Source organism: Proteus vulgaris (genome assembly GCF_023100685.1).
In the GTDB taxonomy this organism is placed as follows: domain Bacteria; phylum Pseudomonadota; class Gammaproteobacteria; order Enterobacterales; family Enterobacteriaceae; genus Proteus.
This window is the reverse complement of the sequence record NZ_CP090064.1, coordinates 2,958,196-2,983,633: the sequence shown is the minus strand read 5'-3', so window position 1 is coordinate 2,983,633 and position 25,438 is coordinate 2,958,196. Positions and strand designations below refer to the sequence as shown.

Here is a 25,438-nt window from a genome sequence, read left to right as displayed (position 1 = left end):
GCTCCCTTATTGGCTCATTAAAACTTGTGCAATGTGCAACACTTTTACAGGGCGTTTTTCACGGCTTAGACGGCCTTGTATGTTAATTAAGCAACTCGTATCTGCACCAATGACATAATCAGGACTAACATCCATAATATGTTTTACTTTTTCGGTTACCATTTCGCCTGAAATTTCAGACATTTTTACAGAGAATGTTCCACCAAAACCGCAACAGGTTTCTGAATTAGCAAAAGGTAACATTTCAAGACCCTCAACGTGTTTTAATAGTGTTAAAGGCTCACTAACAACACCCAGTTTTCGGGTTAAACTGCATGATGGATGATAAACCGCTTTACCCGGAAGACGGGCACCAACATCGACAACACCCAAGGTATTAACAATAAAACTGGTTAAATCAATAAGACGATCGGCAACACCTTGTGCTCGTAATGCCCATTGTGGTTCATCAGCAAGATAAGTTGGGTAGCCTTTTATGGCATAAGTACAGGAGCCAGCGGGGGAAATAATCGGGTAGTCATTTACTTCTAATGTTTCAATTAACGATTTCATGGCAGGCTTTGCGTTATTGACATAACCGCTATTAAGTGCGGGTTGACCACAGCAACCTTGGCGCTCTTGAAATAGTACTTCGCAACCTAATTTCTCAAGTAACAAGACGGTGTCTCTGGCTGAATCTGCTTTCAGCACATCACCAAGACAGGTCGCATAAAAATTAACTTTCATTAATCGAACTCCAAAACATCGCTCAGATGTTGTCATTTTTACTAAAGATAAAATTCTTTTTATTGCTTCGTTATAAGAGGAGAAGGGAATGGAATAAGCTCATTCCCTTTTCCTTATTAATTAGTTCATTAAGTGATAAATAATGCCGATCTTAGCCCCAAGAATAACGATATAGGCGATACAATATTTTAAGGTTTCACGCATAATGGCACTGCTTTGGCCATCCATTTTTGTCGCTGAAACAGCGATGGCGATACTTTGAGGTGAGATCATCTTACCGCCCGTTGCGCCAGAGGTATTGGCGGCAGCCAGAATGAATGGGTCAATATTAAGTTTAGCTGCAGCACTGGTTTGTAATTTACCAAATAGCACGTTGGAGTTAGTGTCACTGCCAGTTACAAATGTTCCCAATGCACCGATCACTGGGGCAATAAAGATAAATCCTGCACCTGTAAAATCGACCAAGGTTTCAGCAATACTGCCAATCATGCCACTGAAATCCATGACTGTTGCCATTGCCACAATTGCAGTGATAGCAATAATCGAGTTTTTCAGTTGGATAGTTGTTTTAACAAGCACAGAGATAAGTGTTGAAACGCTAGCACCTTGAATGGTTCCCCCTACAAAGCTAGCTAAAATAATCAACACACCTGGTGTGCTTAACCAAGCAATGGTTTGATATTCAGTTTGTGTTTCACTTAATACAAACGGGATCTTTGTGGAAATAGCCCCCGCCATACTTTGTATCGCAGGAAATAAAGGTGAACATGCTAAAATAAAGATAAAGGTAAACAGATAAATAGAACTTGCTACTAACAACTCTTTTCCAGTGTGCTTTTTGACATTTTTTTGTTTGTCACCACTGTTTTTCATGCGTTTAGCAAGGAAAATAACGACAATTAAGCTGACTAAGCTACCTGCAAACGCCGGTAATTCAGCACCTAAATTGGCTGCAACGATATATTGAGGGATTAGTGTACTGATACCACACATTAAGGTAATAAATCCGACACCTTTAATTGCTTTAATGCCACCACCCGCAATGGCTACGATGACAAAAGGTAAAAGGATATTGAATAATCCCAACTGAATAATGATGGTTTTACTCAACACTAATACATCAAGCCCAGTGTTTTGCGCCAAAATAGAAACTGGGATACCCACTGCACCAAAAGCAGTAGGAACGGTATTGGCAACTAAAGAGGCAACAGCGGCTTTAAAAGGATCAAACCCAAGTGCAATTAAAATACCGATAGGAATGGCAACTGCAGTACCATACCCCGCAACCGCTTCAAGAAATCCCCCAAAGCACCATGAGATAAGCAAAACTTGCACTCGTTTATCATCACTTATTCCTGCAAGCACATCTTTAAGTACTTCCATCCCCCCTGTTTTTAACATTAGGTTATAACTATAAATAGCAGCAAGGATCACGATAATGATTGGCCACAATCCTTTTATTGCGCCATAAAGCACAGAAACAGAGGCAAATTGAATGGTGTTGTTCCAATGGAAAATAGCAAGTGCAACAGTTATCACTAAAGAAACTAGTACGGCATGATGAACGGCTGATTTCATTTTTAAGATCATAAAAATCAAAACCGCTAAAGGTACTATACCTAATAAGAATGAGAGATAGTCTGACATGATTATTTTTATCCTTAAGTTTGCAATTTTTATCGTTTATAACTGCGTTGGCAAACCTATAAGTTGGTCATTATATAATTGTGTAGGGTACTAGGTTTTATTAATGCTCTACTTTGCTGAAACGATAAATCATAAATAAAAAAAGATAGTTACTAACCTAAACAATGAAAGGTATCATTACTTAGGAAATTGTCAGGTTAGATTAGTTGGCTATTGTAGGGAATATTTATTGAGATGTAATAGAATAAAATCAATTGTGTGACAAATATAAAAAAATTCCTTTTTTCTCATTATTTGCTTGTTAATTGTCGAGTTTTTTGATGTTCATCAATGTAATTGAGTTATTAATGTTGTTATCAAATTGGTTTTTGATGAAAAAAAGAACGATATTGATGGTTCCAGTCATGTAACAGAACAGTGAAAGTAGACAGCAAATGTCATTTTTTATGATAAAAACAACTATAATAACCACGCTGAATATTAAAATAAATTAATGTATTTTAATTGTGTTTACTTTATTAGTAAATAAAATAAAAATTATCTTTTATTTATATTTCATTTATTTTTTGTTTTTTAAATTTTCTTTGTTTAATTATTTTAAAAGTGTTTAAATTTCATTTGTAATAAATTTAATATTGTTTTTTTGTTTTTATTTTATTTTTTTTTATTAGTGATGGTTTGAAGTTAAATATTAATTGTTTTTTATTTTTATTTTATCAATGACTCTATTTTTATTATTTGTTTTGTTTTTAATTTTTAGTGTTTTTTATTTGTATTTTTATTATTTTATATTGTTTAATTTTTAAATTAAAAGTTATTTATATTATTTGCTTTTATTTTAATTATTTTTTTAATTTATTATTTTATTTTTAATTATACTTATTTTATATTTTTGCATTAACTGTTTAAATAATTTTTAATGTAATTTATAATCAATGATTAACTTCTTTTTGATGCTTAAGTCGCATGATTGTTCAGTTTTATGAGATTTTTATTTGTAATACAAATCATAGAGATAACAAATACTTGATGAGAAGAATAATTAATAAATGAGAATGATTCTTTTTAAATTCACTCACATAATAGTATAGATAGAGTGATCTTGATCATATAGAAAAAAAGGTATAGCTATATTTTTTATTTTTTTATCACAAAAAAATAGACAATATATTTATTTTTAATAATAGGGAATGCCTTATTAAACCAGTTTGTTTACCATTTTAGAGAGTTTTAATGGATTTTTAAAGAAAAGGGAAAAAATGAAATGTTTTTGAAGTTATTGGGCTCATTTTTTGAAGAGATATAAATTTCACCTTGGTAATTGTCATACAAATAATTAAGATGAAAAAAGATGACCGAAAATGAGTGTACAGATAATCATTGTAGCGTTAACTACGTAATAACCTCTAATGAGGTATTTTCTTTTGATGGAAAGTAACCATAGCTCCTTTTTTTCCTTTTTCGTTATCAGTATTTGTTTCACAACTAATGGCATTATTGTGGGTAATTAATTGTGGGAATATTAATGATGAAAAGATTCTACCCATCATCAAATAGCCCTATTTTGATAACAAAAATCAGCGATTATGTTAGTGATGTTTTAGGATTTAACATTTGAGACCGTATTTTTTTTCTAAAAGAATGGGAGAGTTAACAACAACCTGTCTGATATTAGGAAAATTGTCTGTATTTCATCGTTGATAAAATGACAAATAAAAAAAGAACCAAAGTGTGAGCTAGGTTCCTTTTTTAGTTACTGTAAATTGGAATTAAAGATGGATCGAAGCTGTGTAATGGCTATTTTTACATGGCAGTTGTGTCTAATAAGTATGCCTTGTAGTAATAATTTATTATTTTTGTACGGTTGCTTGAGAGGAGCGTTGATATAAAGGCCACTTAAATATGACGTTAAGTGACCTTTATATGAAGTTAATATAAACGTGAATTAGGCGCGAGTGATCTGGAAGTAGTTCACTAATTTGTTAAGATTGAGCGCCTGTTCATTGAGTGAACCCGCGGCAGCAACCGACTCTTCCACTAATCCTGTATTTTGTTGCGTTGTTGAATCAAGCTGGCTTACGGCATTGTTGATTTGTGAAATACCATCACTTTGCTCATTACTTGCTTGTCCAATTTCTCGTAATAATGCACTGATTTCTTCAACATCTGTGATCATTTTTTGGATCTGTAATTCGGCTTGTTCCACTAAATCCATCCCTTCTTGTGTTTGGGTTGATGAATTTTCAATCAGTGTACGTATATCATTTGCTGAATCAGCACTTTTTTGTGCTAGTAATCTGACTTCACTTGCGACAACGGCAAAACCTTTACCATGTTCGCCAGCTCTTGCCGCTTCAACCGCAGCATTAAGTGCAAGAATATTTGTTTGGAAAGCAATGGAATCAATCAAGTTAATAATGTCTGTCATTTGAGATGATGAATTATTGATTGCTCTCATTTTTTCCGTTAACTGAAGCATCATTTCACCATTATGATGGACGGCAATTTCTGTTTTTTCAGCAACATTAATCGCATCAAGAGTATGCTCTGCAGTATTTTTAACCGTTGACGTCATTTGCTCCATTGAGCTTGCCGTTTCTTCTACGGAAGTTGCCTGTTCTTCTGTTCTTGCTGCTAAATTTTGGCTACCTGCTGTGATCTGCTCAGCGGCAGATGAAATGTTTTCAGCACCGTTTTGTACATTTTGCACAACATCTAATAGATGTTTTTTCATTTCAGCAAGCGCTTGCAATAACATTCCTGCTTCATCATGATAATTAGTGTTTACTTCTTGTGTTAAATCACCATTAGCAATCGCTTTAGCAAAGTTCACAGCTTCATCTAACGGGCGAGTAATGCCTTTCGTAATAAACCACCCTAAAACACTACCCAAAATAATGCTAATAAGTGTTAATAATACTAAAAATACTCTCTTCTCAATAAAATCGCGTTCAACAGCTTCACCTGCCGCATTCATTTTTTGATTTTGTAACGCAATAAATTCCAAAAGTTTATCGCGATACATAAGTTGAATACCTGCTGTTTTGGTGATTAATTCATTAACAGCGGCGTGCCGATTATTTTCGTTAAATGCTTTTACTACAAAATTTTGAGAGGTGATATATTTCTGACGGATCTCATAAACTTCAGCGAGTATTTTTTTTGACTCATCATCGTGAGCCGTTTCTTCTAACTCTTTTAGTAATTGAGCAACTTTGGCGGTGATCTCAGCTTTTTTACTCTCTTGTTCAGAGGCTAAACTTCCTTGCTCATCTAGCATGGTGAGTTGCTGAAAGATAATAAATTCATTGAAATTATTAATTAGCAAATTGGCTTTTACTGTGGCTGGATAGATATCGTCAACGACATCATGAATATCTTGATTTGCACTATTCAATCCTATTAATGCAAAACTAGAACCTAACATAATTAACATTACCAATGTTGTAAATGCGATAGTTAACTTGGTACGAATTTTAACGTTTTTAAAGAACATGCTTAACCCTGGATAAATAATAATTAATAAGTATTAGTAACTTATTGAAGAAAAGACAGTATCGGTAAGCAGTGACAGAACTTTAGTCATTAAACGAAATAAAGGCAGATAAAAAGACTTGCATTGATTTTTAACACACTATTTTTAGTGTGAAAAAGAGATTTCCTCCCTTTTTTTATCTAAATGTGCTTAGTATTTAATTTTCATTCAATTTTATAAAATTGAGAGTTAATTAATAAGAGCTCAAGATATTCTTTATTTTTTGTTAACAATTGTTTGCCTTGTTTTTATGTATGTTAATTTGATCTTGAAGATTAAGAAGATATCGTCTCTGAAAAATTTTCGGCTATGATAAACTGAGTGAGCCGCACAGGTAAGTGTATGGCTAGTGTTAAATATATAACTCTCCATACTTCTTATACTTAACTGACTTAAAGGTAACGCTGTATGCGCAGTGTATTTATATTTTTGAGCGTATTTATTTTAGGGTTTAGTCATATGGCGTATTCAGATCAAACACTCGTTTTTATAAGACATGGTGAAAAACCTGATAATGAAAGTGGGCAACTGACCTGTAAAGGATTAAATAGAGCCCTCGCTTTACCTGATGTACTTATCAATCAATTTGGCAAACCTGACGCATTATTCGCGGCGGCGCCTAAACAAAGTAAGTTAGGTAATTCATTACGTTCACTTCAAACTATCTCTCCTATTGCTATTAAAATGTCATTACCTATCCATCTTCATTATCATGCTAAAGAGATAAAAGAGTTACGTGAAGACCTGTTAAGCCAGCAATATGAAAACTCAGTTATTTTTATTGCATGGGAGCATGATAATTTAGTCAAAGTGGCACGAGATATCATAAAGAAAGAAGGGGGAGATCCTAAATTAATCCCTAAATGGAAGAGTAGTGATTTTGATAGTATTTATATCTTAAAAATAATCCGAGAAGGTGATAAAAAAAGTATCATCTTTGAACAAAGACAACAAGGGTTAAATGATGTGTCGGACGATTGTGGTAAGGCCTATTAAATTTATTATGTATAAACACAAATAGTATTAATTGTGATAAGGAGTAATTAAATGAGGATGGGTAGTTATAGTTAATAAAGGTCGTTAAATAACGACTTTTATCTTTTGCCTAGTATGTGAATTTTTTTTTGTAAAATCTCTACATATTGTTATTGATCAGTCGGTTTATAGTACACCGCAACTTTCGCTTTAAGTGACGATACAATTTTTTTCTTCCACGGCAACATTGATTTTCTATTCATCATAAATAAATGCCCTACAGCAAGGCTATCAACGAGCTTAATTTTATAAACGGTATGTTTGAGTGATTGATATTCTAGCCATGGTTCAGGCACAACAGCTATATATGGGCTGCTATTAATAGCGGGTATAACTTGTGCATATTCAGGACATTTAAATCCGATCGTTCTAAATAGTCCTCTTCTACGTAATTGCCTATCAAGTTCATTATCATCTTGAGACCAAGGTAAACAATAAACATGTTTATAAGAAACCAATTGTTCAAGACTAAAATCGTCAATATTTTTTAAAGATGATCTTAATGGCTCTCCATAAATAATAACGAGCCTACTTTTACCTATAGTTTCAAATTTTAAAGACGATACTGGGTTTTGATCTCCACCAACAGCAAAGACTAAGTCTACAGTGCCATCAAGTACTTCTTCTCGCCAAGAGCGACGTTGGTATGGAATACATTCCGCATAGAAGTTCAACTCAAAAGAGAGTTCAGAGAGTGTTGGGGTAATAATGTTCATTAACGCAGGGGGACAAACCACTTTAAAACTTCTTGAACCATCAAAAGTATCGGTAAATAGATCATCATTTAAAGAAATAAAAAGAGGAACTAATTTTGCTTTTAGTGTTAAAGCAAATGGTGTTGGGACTTGAATATTATTTTCTCGTTTAAATAAAGGATCGCCCAGTGTTAAGCGTAGTCTACTTAGTGCATGACTTACCGCAGAAGGTGAAATACCCAGTTTATGAGCTGCTTCTTTAGTACTTCCAGTCAAAAGCAAGGCATAGAGCACTTTGAGAAGATTAAAATCAAATTGAGCAAGATTCATTTTGTCTCTTTATAAATGAGCAGAATTCAATTTACTTATACTATTATCTCAGCTTAACGACAAACAAATAATGGTATATATGAAAAAGTTAACATTAATTGCATTGCTTTGTATGCAAGGATTGGCTATGCCAACTACGGTTTATGCATCATTGCACCCAGAACAACCGTTATCAACAGTACCGCCGAAAAGTGTATTTACACAATGGGCCAAACCTATAACGTCTTTTAAAATAGCACCTCAAGTTTGGTATGTAGGAACAGAGAATTTAACTTCTATACTGATCACTACAGATAAAGGCCATGTTCTTATTGATGCAGGCTTAAATGAAAGTGCAGAACTAATCCAAAGTAATATTGAAAAATTAGGATTTAATATTAAGGATGTTAAATATATTCTGAATAGCCATGCGAGATTAGATCAAGCTGGTGGAATAACAAAATTAAAAGAAATAAGTGGTGCACAGGTTATCTCAAATAAAATAAATGCAGAACAACTAGCGTTAGGTGGAGCGAATGATTTTGCTTTAGGTGATGCATTATTGTTTCCGCCAGTGAAAGTAGATCTTATATTAAACGATAATGAATCATTTGAGCTTTCTGGTGTGATGTTTACAGCTTTACTAACGCCAGGGCATTTACCAGGTAGTACGTCATGGAAAGTAAAGTTAAATAACAATGACATACTTATTTATGCGGATAGTTTAGCGACACCAGGATATTATTTGGTTAATAACCTTAATTATCCAGAGATAGTTAATGATCTTCATTACAGTTATCAAGTATTAAATAATCAAAAGGTGGATATATTTATTGCGAGTAAAGGAGATCGATTCAATTTATTAGACAAAATTAAAGATTTAAATAATGGAAATGAAAAGGCATTTTATGATGCTAATGGCCTTAAACCATATGTTGAAAAATCAAGAACATCCTTAATAAACCAATTAAAAAAATAACTTTTAATAAAGAATGGAATATATATGTCATTAAAATATTTACTCCCCATTTTTGGTGCTTTTGTTTGCTCAAATTCTTATGCAGATGAATTAAAAATAGGCGCAGGCATTGGCATGTCTTCGCCATACGAAGGATCGGATAAGTATATTTTAATTCCAGATGCTATGCTGCAATATACAACAGAAACAAATAGTTTTGGTTTATTTAGTCTGGGCACCAGTGGAGCAAAATGGCAATTTAATATTTTTGATAATATTCATATTGCTCTGCTTGGAACGTATATGCAGGGTCGTAAAGAAGAAATAGGCTTTTCTGGTAGTAAAAATAAAGATTTAAAAGGAATGGGAGATCTAAAAGGAGCCGCTGGTGCAGGTGTTGAACTAAGTTATAATATTATTGGCCATTCTTTTTATATAAATTCGCTGACTGCTATTGGTCATAGAGATTATGGTGGTAAAAATATTGATAATGCCACTCGGTTCGAGTTTGGTATTAATTCGCATTTCGATATAAATAAAAATTGGTCTATTGATTCGAATATATCCACAAGATATGTAAACAAAAACTATAGTCAGGCTTATTTTGGTGTCACAGAAAAACAGGCACTTAATACTGATTATTCTATTTATACACCAAATTCTGGAATTAAAGATGCCGGTATTTTAATTGGAATAAATTATAAAATAAGTGAAGGTTTTTTTGTTAATCTAAAATCGGGTGGTTATTACTTGTTTGGTGATATGGCAGACAGCCCGATCACAAAACAGAAATACGGATTAGTAAATATAATTGGCCTATCATATATTTTTTAAAGATCATGAAAATAAATACTAAATGTTTTTTATTTATATCCATGTTTATATTGAGTGGGTGTGTTGTTGGCCCAGGTTGGTATAAAGAAGGAGTAAGCTATGAAAACTCTCAAGATATATTAGCGAAGTGTAAATATGATATTGGTATCGCTAAAGTAAATATAAATGAAAAGCCAGAACTAATAGCTGAGTGTATGAAATCTCAAGGATATAGATATAAAAACTATTCACATACTTATTAAGTAAATGTTTTTAATAATAAAAGATGCTGATTTACAGCATCTTTTTTCTATTTATAAATAGTATTGCTTTAATGTTGTTTAATCATTTTTAATAATATTTTATTAAAAATAATTTATAACATGAAAACTATATACAATATCGAGAGAAAAAATATAGACTGAAATAAAGGATTGATTGTTATAAACTAATATTTATTAGAAAGTAAGTATGTATAGCATACGGCTTTTTAAGCACTAAATTAGTTTTAATATAAAACTAATAGATAAATGTTCTGCGAAAAATTTTTTAACTGGTATAAGGTTTATATGGACTATCAATTCAAATCATATAGTAAGAATAGCAAGAAAAAATCACTGCCTATTTACCTTATCTTTATTCCTTTTGTTCTCTGGATAGCTTACATGGGTTGGTCAATAAGTTTACACCGTAGAGTCGTGATGTTTGAATGGTTTCCCAAATGGACTATTTCTATTACTTTTGCTGTTTTTTTAGGAATGATTGGGGGGATTTGGAGTATTTTTCGTCGCCCAATAAAACATGCATTTAAAAATTTCCTCTCGACTGGGTTTGCTGGTTTTGTATTAATAGTACCTGCATTTGATGTGCTGACGTATTTATTATCAGTGAATACAATTCGCTATCAGACAGAATATAAAATTACATCACCAGGCCCTATAACCAACAGATTTGGTCGATGTGAACACGGTATATGGATAAAAGAAATCTATACTGAACGAGGGGCATTATTTTGTATTAGTGATCCAAAATCGAAAACTCAGAAAAACATAGGAACACTATGGGTCACAACAATGACGGGTCCTATTGGTTCATATATTGTTGATTATCAGTTCACACCATTCAATTCTTAATTATGGTTTTACATGTAATGATACTTTAAGGAGACTTATATTCTTGCCAAAGTGTCTAATTCCATCTTCAATAATCTCTTTATTTTTAATGTGTGACTATTTTTATTGTGAAAATTGCCAATAAACACAGATTTATTGTTATATAGATCTAATAAATCACCAGCATAAATTCCTAATTCCTCTGGATTAAGAATATAATATTAATTTCCCGATAATAGTGTCTTCATCAAATTCTTTATAGTTATAAATATCACCTTGAATTTCAAATAAATTTCTCTCTTCATAATCGGAAGTTATTGATGTAAATTGATAATCAATATGATTTATTTGTTCTTTCATAATAACAGTTACTTTTTATTTTAAATGTAAGTAAGCATTTGTTGTTAATAAATGGTAGACTTTTTATAAGATTAAAAATAGTTGTTTTTAATTTATTTAACTTTATGTTTTACATGGTATTTATACTTTTGGATAATGCAATGTATCAATTAATAAAACAAGAAATAGGATCTTGCTGGACACGTCAGGAATTAGATGAGATGTCTCATTCTATCGAATCATGCCTACTTATTTATAAAGTAAATGTGTCAGTGGTTGATTATTTCATGGGGTCATCATTTACTCTTTTTAGATTAAAAGTTGATGCTAAAATACGAGGAATGCATGTTAAATCATTGATAACTGAGTTATGTCGAGCCCTTAATGTTATTAATATTAAAGTAATTGATTTTTTACCAGGAACACCCTATATCGGATTACTGATAACGAATAAATATCGTCGATTAATTCCTTTTTCATCATGTTTTAATCAATGGTTAAAACAGAAAAATATTTCTCCATTATCGATTATGTTGGGTGAAAATATTATAGGGGAGCCTATCGGTATTGATTTGATCCCATGCCCACATTTATTAATTTCAGGTTCTATTGGTTCAGGAAAATCAACATTAATTCATTCTATTATTATGAGTATAATATATCGTCTATCTCCTAAAGAGATTAGACTGATTATATTTGATACAAGTGGAATAGAGCTGACTCCTTATTTTAATCTTCCTCATTTAATGTTTCCAATAGTTGATGATATGTCTGAAGTTATCAGAGCATTAGATTGGATTATAGCTGAAATGAATAAACGCTATAAATTGTTTAGTGCTTTAGGTGTTAAAAGTATTGATAATTATAATGAAAAAATTATCCAAGCAGAAAAATTCAATAGATCAATTCCAGATCCTTTTTGGAAGCCCGCTAATATTAATGATGTTTCAATGCCTTTTCTGAAAGTTATGACTCCTATAATGGTTGTTATGGACGATTATATTCAATTTATATCTTATAATAATGAAATTGGTCGTAAGTTAATTACCTTAAGTCAATCAGCAAATATAGTTGGAATACACCTTATTTTATCTACAAGAAATCTATTATCATCGAGCATAGATAATCAACTGAAAGTTAATATACCGACTCGTATCTCTCTTACTATGCCTTCTAAAAAGGAATCACGTTCTATTTTAAATCAAAATGGTGCAGAAGAATTATTTGGAAATGGCGATATGCTTTATTTATCACCTTATCTTGAAAGGTTAGAGCGTATTCAAGGTGCATTTGTTACTGATGAAGATATATGGCAAGCAATAGGTCATACTTTAAAATGGGAAAGGGCTGAATATATTAATTTAAGCTCTAAAACTGATTATTTATTAAAAAATAGCGATTTTGATGAGTTAGATATTTTATTTTATGAAGTTGTTGAGTTTATCGCAGAAAAAAATAGAGTTTCTATATCAGGTATTCAAAGAAAATTTAGAATTGGATATAACAGAAGTGCAATGATTGTAGAGCAGCTAGAAATGCAAGGATTAATAAGTATTCCTGATCATAATGGAACTCGAACTATTTTAATATAATTTTAGGGGTTATTAACGATTTGTAGCGTAGATATAAATATATAACCATGTTCCAGTGGCGATTTAAATCGCCACCAAATCTATCCATTAATGCAGTTCGGTTTAGTTCATATGTTAATGAATTCTGATTGAAGCAATACTTACTGTTAGTTGCGCTGTGGACTAATGAGACAGTGGCTATTCAGTCAATAATCAGTACTTCTTTTTCTTCAACTGTGGTGGATTTTGGACATTTAATCTTAAGCTGTTTGGCCACATCGTCTACAATTTCGGCGTATTTAATACCGTTACGACGGATCGTATTCGCTAATGTTCTACTACCAAAATACTGTAGTTCCCGAACAAGTAGATGTAGAGTTTCTTCATCTGATTTATTATAGTTTTTAGCGTTCAGTCACACACTTTTTACTTTATTTGACATTGAAAAATCATACTTACCAGTATTATTTATGTAATCAATCAGCAAATTGATGTCACTTTAGAGTTTAAAATAATGGTTCTCATTATTTTCACGGAAGGTTATGGTTAGTAAATAGGTAGCCAATCTGAACTATAAATAATTAATTTAGGGAAATAATTAAGGTTTCTATGGAATATCAATTCAAATCATACAGTAAAGGTAGTAAGAAAAAATCATTGCCTACTTACATTTTTATTATCCTTTACGGCTCTTGGTTAGTTTATCTATTTTTGTCGTTTTATTTAGGCGATAACATTGTATTATTTGAATGGTTTCCTAAATGGACGATTATTATTGTTTTTGCCATTTTTACAGGGATTATTGGAGGAATATGGCAGCCCTTCTTTCGCCCATCAAAGTATGTAATCATTGATTATTATTGGGGCGCCTTTCTTGGGCTTATGTTTATTATTCCAACTTTCAATGTGCTTGTTTATTTATCATTAGACCAAACAATTCAATACCAAACAGAATATGACATCGTATCGCCAGGGCCTCCGCGCCTTAAATCCCCTCAATGTGAATATGGTATACGGATAAAAGAAATCTATACAGGAGAATGGGGTTTATGGTGCATTAGCGATCCAAAATCGCAAACAAAGGAAAATACGGGAACAGTGTGGGTTACAACAAAAACAGGACCTATTGGTGCATACATTGTTGATTATCAGTTTTCTCCTCCTAACTTTAAGCAATAAGTATTGGGCTATATAGGTTGATATAATGTTAGCTTTAGCCGCTCAAACCCACCTGATTTTTATACGATAATCTTACCTAAACTTATTTTGTATACATTATCGGCAGTTAGCGTAAAAATAACTGACACTAACTCTGCGCTTGCCGATAATAACTGATAAGAAAAGAGAATCTATCTACATGGCTAAATCACCCGCGAAAAAACCGACGAAAGGCTTTGAAGAAACCCTTTGGGATATCGCTAATCAACTGCGTGGCAGTATTCAAAGAACGACAGGCTAAGTACATAGCGTCAGGCATTAATAGAGTTCTTTGGTTACACAAATTGAGAAAAGGTAAAGAATTTTATTTTCGTGATATTTGTATATCCAACGATTTACCAATGTTCGGTATGCTACAAGACGAAAATAATAATTACTATCTGCCTCAATTCTCGGTTTCAGTAGATCAGTTCATTACTGGTGTTTTAAATAAAAAGTTAGCTTGGTACCCACAAAATAATGCAAAGCTACAAGCTAAGGTTATTTTGTATAAAGAGAAATATTGGTGCTGCGGAAAGAATACTAACAGCGTCCGAGGAATAGGGGGGGGATTATGGGATAGGTGCGAATGCGCCTTATTTTACTGATAATGATGTAAAAGATAACTCGAAAGGAACTAATTTCTTTTCTCAGGAGGCCGCTGTTGGTAGTAATTATTTCGGTGGGTATGGCTCTGGTCTTTCAATTAAATATGACAATAGCATATCATTTAAACTTTTTATTATGGGAGATGGCGCTGTAATTGCTGAGTGTTTAAATACTGGGAATCAACGCCGTAATGTTCTATGGGGAACAAGAAATACAACCATAGATAGCAACGGCTTCATCAAAAAAGCCTCTCCAATCATTGACATCAACCCTGATGGCACATTCACTACTAACGACGAATCAGAAGGCGCTACGGTTACTCGATTAGGGCAGGGTGAATATCTTATCGAAGGTGTATTGGGTTTTAACTCAGACGCAGAATGGGGCGGTGTTGATGGTGGTATTGAAATTCCACTTGATGTAAATAAACAACCCCTTATTTGGGTAGACTCCAAAGTTAACAAAGACGGCTCTATTCTTGTTAAAACGTATCACCGCACTCATCCTAACGCGCCTGAGTTTGCCCGTAATGATATTGACGGCTTCAACGATGGCGACCCAATTGATATCCCTGATGGTCGTTTTATTTCTGTACGTGTACAGATGCCAGAGCAATCAATCTATAACGTGAGAATGCGTGAGATGGAAGAGGCGCAGAAAGTGGAAGAGGAGCGTAGACAAAAAGAAGAGGAGATGAAAGCGCAATTCGGGTTAGGTGAAAATGATGTATTACTTTAATAATCAGAACACCAATAAGACACCAGAAATTGATAATTAATCAAATGCATTTAATTCAAGGAAGAATTAAATACTAATGATAATCATTCCTAATACAGCCGAAATAAGACGATTGTTTTACGACTACCATTGATTATACTGTATTTGTATACAGTGATCGTGTGCTGTTAAATATAAAAAGGAATTTATATGAGCGATAATGAAGATAGAGATATTCGGATTGAAATAACCGATGGCGTCAATAGTCATGATTACTATGATTATGACGAAGATGATAATTCAAATTACACAGATAATGACAATGAAGATCGAAATAGCGGTGGGAATCACTCGTCATGGTCTGACATTGATCTAAAAGAAACACCTGAAGCAATGGCTGTGATGTCTTATGCCGCCATTCCAATGACAGCATATCCAATTAATGGAGTTTTGGGTTTCACAATTAATTGGGGAGCCATCGATGCAGCCTTGGTTCAGGGAGTTAATGTTTTAAGTAAAGCATTGCCTTATGCTGGTGGGTTGACCGCTGGTGTTTTAGTCGGAGCTTTATATCCTAGCCAAACAATTATGTCAGAAGCTAGAGAACAGGCTTTGCTAGATCAATATAGAGGTGCTAATTTTCTTGATAAAACGAAGCCATATCAAATTGTTAGTTTGCCGAGTAGCGCTGTTACCACTCTTCCTGCCAATCAGATTTCAAAGAGCAAAGTTGTTCCTGTTAGCGTGCTGGCAGAGCCTGTTGTTAGCTTAGATACTAAGAAACGGGAAGTAGCTATTACACAACAGACAATTTCAACTATGGTTTCTGTTGTTCAAGCTCAAAAAACTAAACAACGTGATGTTTATACAGCACAAATTATACCGGGAATGAAACCGGTACAAATTCAAGTTAATCAGACTAAATCTGATAATACAAAAAATACAAAAGCAAATACAAAACCGAAAGTCGATTATGTATTGCCTATTGCTTCAGCAATTAAAGGAGTGGAAACACACCATGCTGTAGTCTATTTTGATGATTCTCATGATCCTGTTTATGTGTCTATTTCGCAAAATCCCAAAGAAAATAAGAATGTAATTGAGACCACTCTAGCTGAATGGAGTTCTTTGTATCCACTTGAAGTTGCTAAATACGAGTTAGAACAAGCAAATAATCAACTGGAGAAAGAAAAGCAATTAGTTGAAAAATATCAAAAAATTATATATTCAGCGAAGCAAACTAAAGAATATCAAACGTTATTAGATCCAGTAAAATCACCTTATTATTATCAAAAAGCCTATATAGAAACACCCGATGAATTAACAATGATATTAAGTGAGCAGGGAGTTGAAGCGTTATCTGCTTATATCATGGTGGTAAATAATTGGTTTGGAGTAATTACTGATACAGATCAGGCAAATAAATTTAATCAAAGAGTATCAGCTCTGCATAGTGATGTTGAGTTTGTTCGTAATAAACTTATTAATATTCAGAGTCAGGTAGCTGAAGCTGAAACATTACTATTGATTGCGGTGGAAAATCGCAAAAAAGCAGAAGAAAAGAAAAAATCTGCTGAAGATAAGGTTAAAAAAGAAAATAAACGCTATCAACCAGGAAAGGCTACGGGTAAAGGGCAAAAAGTAGGTGATAAATGGCTTCATGATGCAAGCAAAGAATCCGGTGTGCCAATCCCTGACCGGATTGCGGATAAACTGCGGGATAAGAAATTTAATAACTTCGATGACTTCCGGAAGCAATTCTGGGAAGAAGTGTCAAAAGATCCCGAATTGTTAAAGCAATTTAGTAAAAGTAATCAAACATTGATAAAAAACGGTAATGCACCTTATCCGATCCCTGAAGAGCAAGTTGGAGGTAGGGAAACATTTGAGCTTCATCATGTTAAGCCTATTATTGAAGATGGTGGAGTTTATGATATGGATAATATCCATGTTATTACTCCTAAACGACACATTGACATTCATAGAGGACAATAATCATGGAACTGAAAAATAGTATCAGTGATTATACTGAAGCTGAGTTTTTGAAATTGTTACAGGGAATCTGTAATGTAACAACTTCTAATGAAGAAGAACATAAATCATGGGTTAGACATTTTGTTAAATTATCAGAGCATCCTCGTGGTAACGGTTTGATCTATTATCCTAAAGATGGTGAAGATGATTCACCAGCAGGGATTTTGAACACAGTTAAAAAATGGAGAGCTCAGAATGGTAAGCCAGGATTTAAAAAAGGTTAACTATTGCTCTTGTTAATTGATAGAAGCCTCTTAAATGTGGCTTTTATCTTTTTAATTAGTGACTTAGATGAATTGGTTATTTAATCAATCTTAACACACTCACCTTTAATAAAATCCTCTCCGTCATTTTCGTATTTCACAAGACGACATTTCCCACATAAACCATATCGAGTGACGACGCAACGAACACCAGGAGAACTGCTTGAGCCTTGGTGTTTGTTTTGTCGCCTCTCATAGCTAGATACCTTTTCTAACAAGCCATCTTTAACCATGCTATCTAATGTTCTACGAGTAGATTCAAGAATGCTTTTCTTGTTAAAAGAATCCATTCCCTTAAGCATATAAGCTACACCTGAAACATCAAAAGGTGGTGCGCCAATTTCACCCGTTACCCATTCAAGATTGTCGGGTTTAAATAATTCCATTATCTCTTTTTTACGTGCAGTCATTCTCATTTTTAATATTCCTTATCGTGGGTTATATCTATCCTACAATAAGGAGCCGGAGGGAGATATAAATAAAAGAGGCTGCCTTCCAGTATGTTGAGTAAGGGAGTTAGATGACATGCATATTATTTCAAAATTAATGAATTAATATTGTTCTAGAGTTCTTTTTTAATGTAGGGATTGAAAGAAATAATTTATTACACTTTGTTACAAATAGAAAACCCCAAGGAATGAACTGCACCCCAAAAGTTGGACACCAACTTTGGGGTGTTTTTCTATGGCTAAATATTCTCTTGATTTTAAACTAAATGTGATTAATTTTTATCTCGAAGGCAATGGTTTTCTATCAACGGCTAAGCATTTTTCTATTGATACTTCTCAGGCTCGTCACTGGTGCTCCGCTTATCAATTGCATGGTATTGAGGGGATTAAGCCTCGAAAATCCAAAGCAATCTATTCTCTTGAGCTAAAAATGCATATATTGTCTCACATGGCAAAACATTCGCTCTCTATCAGAGAAGCCGCCGCTCTTTTTAATATTCCAACCTTTACAACTCTATGGGAATGGAAAAATATTATGGATATTCATGGTATTAAAGCATTAGCTCCCAAGAAAAAAGGAATACCTACATTGACTAAAAAGAAAACAGAATTACCTAAAAATGACAAAGATAAATCGGTTAAAGAACTTTTAAAGGAACTCGAGTATTTACGTGCTGAGAATGCTTGCTTAAAAAAGTTACAAGAATTGCAGGAAACAAAACGACGGTAAAACAACGTGTTGCGGTCGTTAATCAACTAAAAATGATTTATCCTATTTTGGTTTTATTACGTGCCCTTTCCTTATCAAAAAGTACGTTTTATTACCATCAAAAAAATAGTAATAACTCAAAAGATAAATTATTAAAAGATAAAATAAGGACTATTTATCATCAACATAAAGGTCGATATGGTTATCGAAGGATCACTGCTGTACTGCGAAATGAAGCCGTTATTAATCATAAAAAAGTACAACGATTAATGCAGGCTCAAGGATTAAAATCAGTTGTAAGACCTAAAAAATATCATTCTTATAAAGGTCAATTAGGCCGAATTGCTGATAATCATCTCAAAAGAAATTTTCATGCCAGCAAGCCCAATGAAAAATGGGTTACCGATGTCACCGAATTTAAGGTAAAAGGTGAAAAGCTTTATCTTTCGCCTATTCTTGACTTATTTAATCAAGAAATTGTTTCCTATCAAATAGCTAGACGTCCTCATTACAACATGATTGAACAGATGCTTACCCAAGCCTTTTCAAAATTGACTCAGGGAGGCGAGCTTATACTGCACTCAGATCAAGGATGGCAATACCAAATGAGCCGTTATCACAATAGCCTTAAGAAACAAGGCATTACTCAAAGTATGTCACGAAAAGGAAATTGTTTAGACAATGCAGTAATAGAGAATTTTTTTGGCATATTAAAAACAGAATGTTTTTATACAAAGCAATTTAGAGATTTGGATGAACTAGAAGAAGAACTTCATGAATATATCAAGTATTACAATACGGAACGGATCAAGATAAAATTAAAAGGACTGAGTCCAGTTCAATACCGAACTCAGTCTTTACCTAACTAATTTAAACTGTCCAATAAACTGGGGTCAGTTCAGAATGACCCTCAGGGTTTTATTTTCAAATGCACGTGCATTTCGCGTGCACTTCATAGTCCTACTGTTGTCAGTGTGTAGTCCTATCGATTTCGCTAACTTCTTGTTTTTGAAACCGTTGTCCTATCATTGACCCACCAAATTTGGGGTGGAGGAATTGGAATTGGTAATGTAATCATTTGATAAATAATGTTATTTGCATTTATTATTTTTAATTTTACTACCAAGCTTACTACCAAAGTATTTTGCTAGGAGGGTTAGACCGAGGAGGGGGAGAGTATAGTATTTTTATAAATACATTTATCTATTTGTGTTTGTCCCGCTGTCCCATCTGTCCTATATAGTATATATAAATATAAAAATATTATATATATTATATAGTTAATATACCTGCCTAACGTACATATCATGGGACAATGCACAGGACACTCATTTTTCAGTGTCCCGAGTCTGTACCCCTCCTCGGATTGTACCTAATAGGTGTGGCTGAATTTTAACCTGTGCTTTTCTGTACCAGTTTTTATATGTTCAATCGCCCTTTTTGAATTTGTAAGAGGTTACTGCAGCATATTTAAACATAGTGTTTTCGTAGTTCATTCTGCAAGTTAGTATTATTAATAAGGTGATCACGCTCTGTCGTTAAATACCCTTTTTCTATAAATCGATTTAACATTGCGGATAAAATTTCCTTTTTATTAAAAAATTTCTTGCTATTTTTCTCTATATATTGACTATTCTGTATGAAATTTTCATATTCATAAAATTCATTTTTTATTGGTAAAATATCCACTAAGGTATCAAATAATTTATTATGTTTAATCTCGGAACCAATAGGATGCTGATCAATTAAAATAACTAATACACTTAAAACAAAAACATTCCAATTATTGAACATCCAAAAATAAGAGAAGTTTTTGTTGACTCTAAAAAGCTTTGGAATGGTCATTTTCTCATTATAGTTTAACGGGGTTATCTCATACAGTTTTAACCATTTTAACCACTCTTTATAATCTTGAGAATATGCTTTGTTTTTATTAAAAAGGATGTATTCATCTACCATATTTAAAAGTATATTTTCTATTTCTAGCGCATTCATTACTCTTACTTTTATACAATCTATTACCTTTTTTTTATATTTGTAATTTAGCCAAGATAATTTAGCTCCTTGGTTCTTATTATAATAATCAATACATAAAGTCATTGAACTAACGTTTTTATCTTCAAAATTAGGTATTGCGAAACCATAGAAAGGAATAATTATCTTCAATAATTTATCTTTTATATAGCAATTCAAAGTGATACACGTCTTCGTTTCATGTGTAATGATGTTATCGAATATAAAAGGTTTCTTTTTTTCTAGAAGGTCAGCATGAACTGTTTTTACTCCCCCATTGAAATTAACAGTAATATCTTCGTAAAGTTCAGGTGGAACTAGTTTATTTTTTGACTCTATCTCTTGTGACTTTTCTTTTGCAATATCTATTGATACTAAGTACTTACGTTCTTCTTCTAATTCAGATACCTTGCTTTGATATTCAATATCTAACTTAACTTTATTCTCATAATATTCTTTTTTTAAATACTGAGTCCAGCTAACTGGTATATTATTCATACTTATATCATGAAAAACTTGAGTTATTGGTATATCTCTATAATTACTAAAATCGTATTCTAAAGATGCTACATTGTTATTTTTATAGTAATTTATCTTTTCTTCTTCATTTTTATGTGTAACAAATATTTCTATTGCAATATTACCTAATTTTGTCTCTAGTAGCACATCAGCATAATACTGACCTATTTTAAACTCTAGTTTAGCGCCAAGAACTTTAACTTTTCTTTTTGGGACATTAATACTTTTATCAAAAATCGAAAGTTCAGCAGCAGGGAGAGAGAGAAACTCTAGACACGCGAAATGTTGCTGCATTACTTTATGTAACATAGTCATATAGCATGATTCACGTTCTGTTTTATTCGAATGTGCGAAATGATGAACCTTAACCTTACCTTTTTTAGCAATCATCGGATCATGGCAATCTGGACAGATACAATTACATTCTAGTCCTTTCTTAACACTATCTACATGAAGCAGCTCATTTGTATCATTACTTACCGCATACTCAAATATGGCCATAAAATAAGATTCCCTCCCTATATGCGGTACTTTTGCATAGCCCAAAAACGATACCCCTAGCAGTATCACTTAGAAGTCTATTCTAAGAGACATTATGATTAGGTAAAGTCCAAACTCGCAAAAATTCGCAACTTATGCGATATGGATATTTTTAGCTTGTGAGCTAATCAGCAAAAATGAAAGGTAATCTATTGAAAGTGAAAGGCTATAGCACTGTTACCTCTGTTGTGTAATCAGCGGCTGCCTGAACTTTGAGCAAAGATAATTACTATAAAACAGATTGGTAATAAAATTTGAATTAATGGCAATAAAAAATAGAATTAAAAAACAAAACAACTGGATATTTGCACAATATGGTATATCATTTAGCTAATTTTGGTAAAGATTGCCTTTGGAGTGGTTAATATGATAAACATCACTAAGGATATGTTTGTTGAAGTGATGAATGATGCATTACAAGGAAAGCGAGAAAGCTTAGAAATGCGCCTTCGGATCATGATTAGAAAAATCAAAAAAGATTCCCCTGAACTAGCCTCTGAGCTTAGCGATATGCTTATGCGAGCTACAGGAACAATGCATGCTGTGAGAGGGGCATCAATTCAAAGGCTACCCGCACCTGTTGATGCTGATACGCGACAAAAACTTTTAGTTGAAAGCTATCCAGTTCAAATATCTATAGACCCGTTATGGCCTGAGCATATATCGACTTCACTTGTACGTTTCATATCTGAGTGGGAGAAAAAAGAACAACTTTTAGAAAATGGCTTACTTCCGTCTAGATCTTTATTAATGGATGGTCCACCAGGAGTAGGTAAAACCTTAGCTGCAAAATGGTTAGCAGGGAAGCTAGATCTACCCTTAATGACTTTAGATTTAGCAAGTGTAATGAGCAGCTTTCTAGGAAAAACGGGGAATAATATCAGAGCCGTATTAGATTATGCACGCTCATTTCCATGCATATTATTACTGGATGAATTCGATTCCATTGCCAAGAAAAGAGATGATTCATCCGATGTTGGTGAACTAAAAAGATTGGTCACGGTACTATTACAGGCTATAGATGAATGGCCAAATACATCAATACTTGTTGCTGCTACAAATCATGGTGAATTGCTAGACCCTGCAGTTTGGCGGCGATTTGATCGGGTAATCAGTTTTGATTACCCGTCAGAAGACCTAATTGAAAAATTTCTTATAAAACATGAAGTGCCACAAGGTATAGCAAAAAATATTAGTAACAAACTAGTAGGCCGTTCGTTTGCGGTTATAGAGCGCTCAATAAATCAAGCCAAGAGAAATTCAATACTTGAAGGTATCCCTGTAAATAAAGCGATAGTTGAAGAGCTATTTGAAAATGAATCATTAGAGCAACTAGTTAAGCAGCTATATGAGAAAGGAATGTCTCAAAGATTAATATCTTCTGAGCTTTCTTTATCTAGACCTTTAGTTAAAAAATTAATCCAATTTGAGGGTAACGATAATGAAAAATAAAAACTTATTATTAGGATATGGAGAAACTTTAACTAAAGAAGTTAAATTAGATAGGGGGGGAGGAACAAAAAATAAACCTTATACTTACGAAGAAAATAAAATTATCATCATGCAAGAACTGCTTTCATTGGTTGATTGCATCAAGGATATTCCTGATAACGCCAAACCTAATGGTGAGGCTGTTGCAAAAATAACACTTCACCCAGCATTTTTAGCAAAATCCTATTTTCCTGTAAATGTTTTTAAACATTTTAGTTTGCGTAGTATAGGTAGTAAATCTGTTAAAGTAAGGCCAAGAAAAGTCGTTCAAGGGCGGGGGAAAATAAAAGAAGAATATTCAAGTGCTTGTATCTATGTTTCTGGAAAAGTAAAAAGTTTTCAGGATCTTTACAGTGCAATGGATAAAAATACCCTTAAAAAGGGAGAAAAAGATGAAATCATTACTTTTGAAGAGATTTCTTTTTTTGATGCCAATGATAAAATAAAAAATATCGAACAATCTCAAAATATTAGAAAGTTAGAAATAGCGCTTCATACTCCAAATGAAGACAAAAGTATTATTAACAGTTTTATTCAATATGCTGAAAGTTGTGGAGCACAAACAAATAAGAATAAGATAATTTCAATTAATGGGTTGACTTTTTTACCTATTGAAGCGAGTGCGTCGGCAGCGAAACAAATAGCTAATTTTTCTTTTTTACGTGTTATTCGTGACCTTCCAAGTCTACGAATAAATAATCCTGTTTTTACTAGATCAATTAGTGAAAGTAAATTTAACATCCCAAAGGAAAAAGCCTTAAATAATGATATTAAAGTGGCTATTTTCGATGGAGGAATCGGTAATACAGACTTTGAACCTTGGGTTCAAGAATATACTTTTTCTGATGATGCTAAAACTAGTGGTCAGCTTTTATCTCACGGGCAGGATGTCACTTCAACCGTTCTTTTTGGACCAATAGCTGAGGGCCAAGAGCATTTACCTGTCCCCTACACAAATATCGATCACTATAGAGTTCTAGACGGTACGATAAACGGCAGTGATGAAGACTTTTTTGATGTGCTTATTAGAATTAAGTCCGTATTAGACTCTAAAAATTACGATTATATTAATCTCAGCTTAGGTCCTAGGTTTCCAATAGAAGATGATGACGTTCACGCTTGGACTTCAACGCTAGAGCAATATTTATCCTCGGGTAAGACCTTATGTACTGTAGCCGTAGGAAATGATGGAGAACTTGAGGAAGGACTAAATCGCATTCAACCACCATCAGATCTAGTCAATGCATTAGCTGTTGGCGCTGCAAGTTCACTATCAGATATTTGGGAAAAAACTGATTATAGCTGTATAGGCCCCGGAAGAAGCCCCGGTTTTGTTAAGCCTGACGGTGTCGCGTTCGGAGGATGCAAAGACGAACCTTTTAAAATATTCAGTCCATTTTTAGGTAGCATAGCAAATACCGCAGGCACAAGCTTTTCATCACCTTTAGTTTTAAGACAAGCAATAGGTCTAGCAGCTAGTTTACAATACGATATAACACCTTTAACGGCAAAAGCGTTACTTATACATCATGCTGAGAATCTTGGTTTCGAACGTAGCCATGTAGGCTGGGGAAAATTCCCTCATGAAATATCTAGCTTAATTTATAGTGATGATAATGAAGTTAAAGTTATATATCAGGGTACTCTAAAACCGACCCAAAACTTACGAGCGTCCATACCTTTTCCTGATACCGCTATAAATGGAAAAGTGACATTGAAAGCCACTTTCTGCTTTACAACACCTGTTGATGTTGAGCATCCTGTTAACTATACAAAAAGTGGTCTAGAAGTTATCTTAAGAAAAACACCAAATGATAGCCCAGGCTCAACATTTGCCCTTTTTAACAAAAAGCATATTTATGCTACGGAAGAAGAGTTACGTGAAGATTCCCACAAATGGGAAACTACATTACGTAGTGAACATACTTTCAATAAAGATACATTAAAAGATCCTTGCTTTGATGTTACATACCATGGTCGTGAAGGGGGGTTGCCTGTTGAAGTAGATGATTTACCAGATCTTCCCTATGTATTAATCGTTTCTCTACAGGCAGTAGATACACCTGAATTGTACAATAGCATACGGCAAAGATATCAAACATTACAGCCAATACAAATAAGGCAACAAATTCAACTTAAATTATAAAATAGCTATTC

19 protein-coding genes and 1 pseudogene are annotated in these 25,438 nt (G+C 33.3%); 13 read left to right on the top strand and 7 right to left on the bottom strand.

All coding sequences use genetic code 11. The annotated features are described in order from the left end of the window. Window positions 1–6: 6 nt before the first annotated feature. The 3 genes from LW139_RS14420 to LW139_RS14410 all read right to left on the bottom strand — a co-directional run bounded on the left by LW139_RS14420 (window position 7) and on the right by LW139_RS14410 (window position 5,869). Window positions 7–726: a (Fe-S)-binding protein gene (locus tag LW139_RS14420; protein ID WP_099659343.1), complete on the bottom strand. Its 720-nt coding sequence runs from the start codon at window positions 724–726 to the stop codon at window positions 7–9. Window positions 727–846: 120 nt separating this feature from the next. Beyond that, window positions 847–2,373, bottom strand: coding sequence for an L-lactate permease (locus LW139_RS14415; protein ID WP_109407390.1), 1,527 nt, complete (start codon window positions 2,371–2,373; stop codon window positions 847–849). 1,945 nt (window positions 2,374–4,318) lie between these two features. Beyond that, window positions 4,319–5,869 (bottom strand): methyl-accepting chemotaxis protein, encoded by a 1,551-nt coding sequence (locus tag LW139_RS14410; protein WP_166540824.1) that lies wholly within the window; start codon window positions 5,867–5,869, stop codon window positions 4,319–4,321. A 447-nt stretch (window positions 5,870–6,316) separates the two neighbouring features. On the opposite strand from LW139_RS14410, the gene LW139_RS14405 reads away from it, so the two are divergent. Continuing rightward, the gene (locus LW139_RS14405) at window positions 6,317–6,904 is read left to right on the top strand and encodes a phosphoglycerate mutase family protein (protein ID WP_227335813.1); all 588 of its coding nucleotides are present in this window, start codon (window positions 6,317–6,319) and stop codon (window positions 6,902–6,904) included. A gap of 149 nt (window positions 6,905–7,053) precedes the next feature. Here the strand turns inward: LW139_RS14405 and LW139_RS14400 are convergent, their stop codons facing one another. Continuing rightward, a complete protein-coding gene (locus LW139_RS14400) occupies window positions 7,054–7,968 on the bottom strand; it encodes a LysR family transcriptional regulator (RefSeq protein WP_247850115.1) in 915 nt (304 codons plus the stop codon). 79 nt (window positions 7,969–8,047) lie between these two features. Here LW139_RS14400 and LW139_RS14395 point away from each other — a divergent pair, with 79 nt between their 5' ends. The 3 genes from LW139_RS14395 to LW139_RS14385 all read left to right on the top strand — a co-directional run bounded on the left by LW139_RS14395 (window position 8,048) and on the right by LW139_RS14385 (window position 10,851). Then, window positions 8,048–8,926 carry an HARLDQ motif MBL-fold protein gene (locus LW139_RS14395; protein ID WP_432652190.1) on the top strand — a complete coding sequence of 293 codons (879 nt, stop codon included), beginning with the start codon at window positions 8,048–8,050 and terminating at the stop codon, window positions 8,924–8,926. A 24-nt stretch (window positions 8,927–8,950) separates the two neighbouring features. Then, on the top strand, window positions 8,951–9,739 hold the full coding sequence (locus LW139_RS14390; protein WP_227335812.1) for a MipA/OmpV family protein: 789 nt from the start codon (window positions 8,951–8,953) through the stop codon (window positions 9,737–9,739). Between the two features lie 644 nt (window positions 9,740–10,383). Further along, complete coding sequence (locus LW139_RS14385; protein WP_247850114.1) at window positions 10,384–10,851, top strand: hypothetical protein; 468 nt, start codon at window positions 10,384–10,386, stop codon at window positions 10,849–10,851. Between the two features lie 186 nt (window positions 10,852–11,037). On the opposite strand, the gene LW139_RS14380 is transcribed toward LW139_RS14385, so the two are convergent. Then, entirely contained in the window at window positions 11,038–11,190 is a 153-nt protein-coding gene (locus tag LW139_RS14380; protein WP_227335810.1) for a hypothetical protein, read from the bottom strand. Window positions 11,191–11,330: 140 nt separating this feature from the next. Between LW139_RS14380 and LW139_RS14375 the strand changes: the two genes are divergently transcribed. From LW139_RS14375 to LW139_RS14355, 6 genes and pseudogenes are all read left to right on the top strand, one after another. Further along, complete coding sequence (locus tag LW139_RS14375; RefSeq protein ID WP_247850113.1) at window positions 11,331–12,761, top strand: DNA translocase FtsK; 1,431 nt, start codon at window positions 11,331–11,333, stop codon at window positions 12,759–12,761. Between the two features lie 588 nt (window positions 12,762–13,349). Then, window positions 13,350–13,919, top strand: a complete 570-nt coding sequence (locus tag LW139_RS14370; protein WP_166540816.1) for a hypothetical protein — start codon at window positions 13,350–13,352, stop codon at window positions 13,917–13,919. 178 nt (window positions 13,920–14,097) lie between these two features. Further along, window positions 14,098–14,184, top strand: a pseudogene (locus LW139_RS20760) (type I restriction-modification system subunit M N-terminal domain-containing protein); the annotation flags it as partial. A 497-nt stretch (window positions 14,185–14,681) separates the two neighbouring features. Then, window positions 14,682–15,284: a hypothetical protein gene (locus LW139_RS14365; protein WP_166540815.1), complete on the top strand. Its 603-nt coding sequence runs from the start codon at window positions 14,682–14,684 to the stop codon at window positions 15,282–15,284. A gap of 189 nt (window positions 15,285–15,473) precedes the next feature. Then, complete coding sequence (locus tag LW139_RS14360) at window positions 15,474–17,258, top strand: colicin-like bacteriocin tRNase domain-containing protein (protein ID WP_247850112.1); 1,785 nt, start codon at window positions 15,474–15,476, stop codon at window positions 17,256–17,258. A 2-nt stretch (window positions 17,259–17,260) separates the two neighbouring features. Further along, window positions 17,261–17,521 (top strand): bacteriocin immunity protein, encoded by a 261-nt coding sequence (locus tag LW139_RS14355; RefSeq protein WP_166540812.1) that lies wholly within the window; start codon window positions 17,261–17,263, stop codon window positions 17,519–17,521. Between the two features lie 80 nt (window positions 17,522–17,601). Here the strand turns inward: LW139_RS14355 and LW139_RS14350 are convergent, their stop codons facing one another. Then, window positions 17,602–17,976 carry a hypothetical protein gene (locus tag LW139_RS14350; RefSeq protein WP_166540811.1) on the bottom strand — a complete coding sequence of 125 codons (375 nt, stop codon included), beginning with the start codon at window positions 17,974–17,976 and terminating at the stop codon, window positions 17,602–17,604. 268 nt (window positions 17,977–18,244) lie between these two features. On the opposite strand from LW139_RS14350, the gene LW139_RS14345 reads away from it, so the two are divergent. Further along, a protein-coding gene (locus tag LW139_RS14345; protein ID WP_432652189.1) for an IS3 family transposase occupies window positions 18,245–19,587 on the top strand; the annotation gives its coding sequence in 2 pieces (ribosomal slippage) (window positions 18,245–18,695 and window positions 18,695–19,587; 1,344 coding nt in all). 601 nt (window positions 19,588–20,188) lie between these two features. Here the strand turns inward: LW139_RS14345 and LW139_RS14340 are convergent. Beyond that, the gene (locus tag LW139_RS14340) at window positions 20,189–21,796 is read right to left on the bottom strand and encodes a hypothetical protein (RefSeq protein WP_247850110.1); all 1,608 of its coding nucleotides are present in this window, start codon (window positions 21,794–21,796) and stop codon (window positions 20,189–20,191) included. 360 nt (window positions 21,797–22,156) lie between these two features. Between LW139_RS14340 and LW139_RS14335 the strand changes: the two genes are divergently transcribed. Together LW139_RS14335 and LW139_RS14330 are read left to right on the top strand one after the other, a co-directional pair. Then, window positions 22,157–23,242 (top strand): AAA family ATPase, encoded by a 1,086-nt coding sequence (locus LW139_RS14335; RefSeq protein ID WP_042844860.1) that lies wholly within the window; start codon window positions 22,157–22,159, stop codon window positions 23,240–23,242. Next, window positions 23,232–25,427 carry a S8 family peptidase gene (locus LW139_RS14330; RefSeq protein ID WP_247850109.1) on the top strand — a complete coding sequence of 732 codons (2,196 nt, stop codon included), beginning with the start codon at window positions 23,232–23,234 and terminating at the stop codon, window positions 25,425–25,427. Before LW139_RS14335 ends, LW139_RS14330 begins: the two co-directional genes overlap by 11 nt. Window positions 25,428–25,438 lie beyond the last annotated feature (11 nt).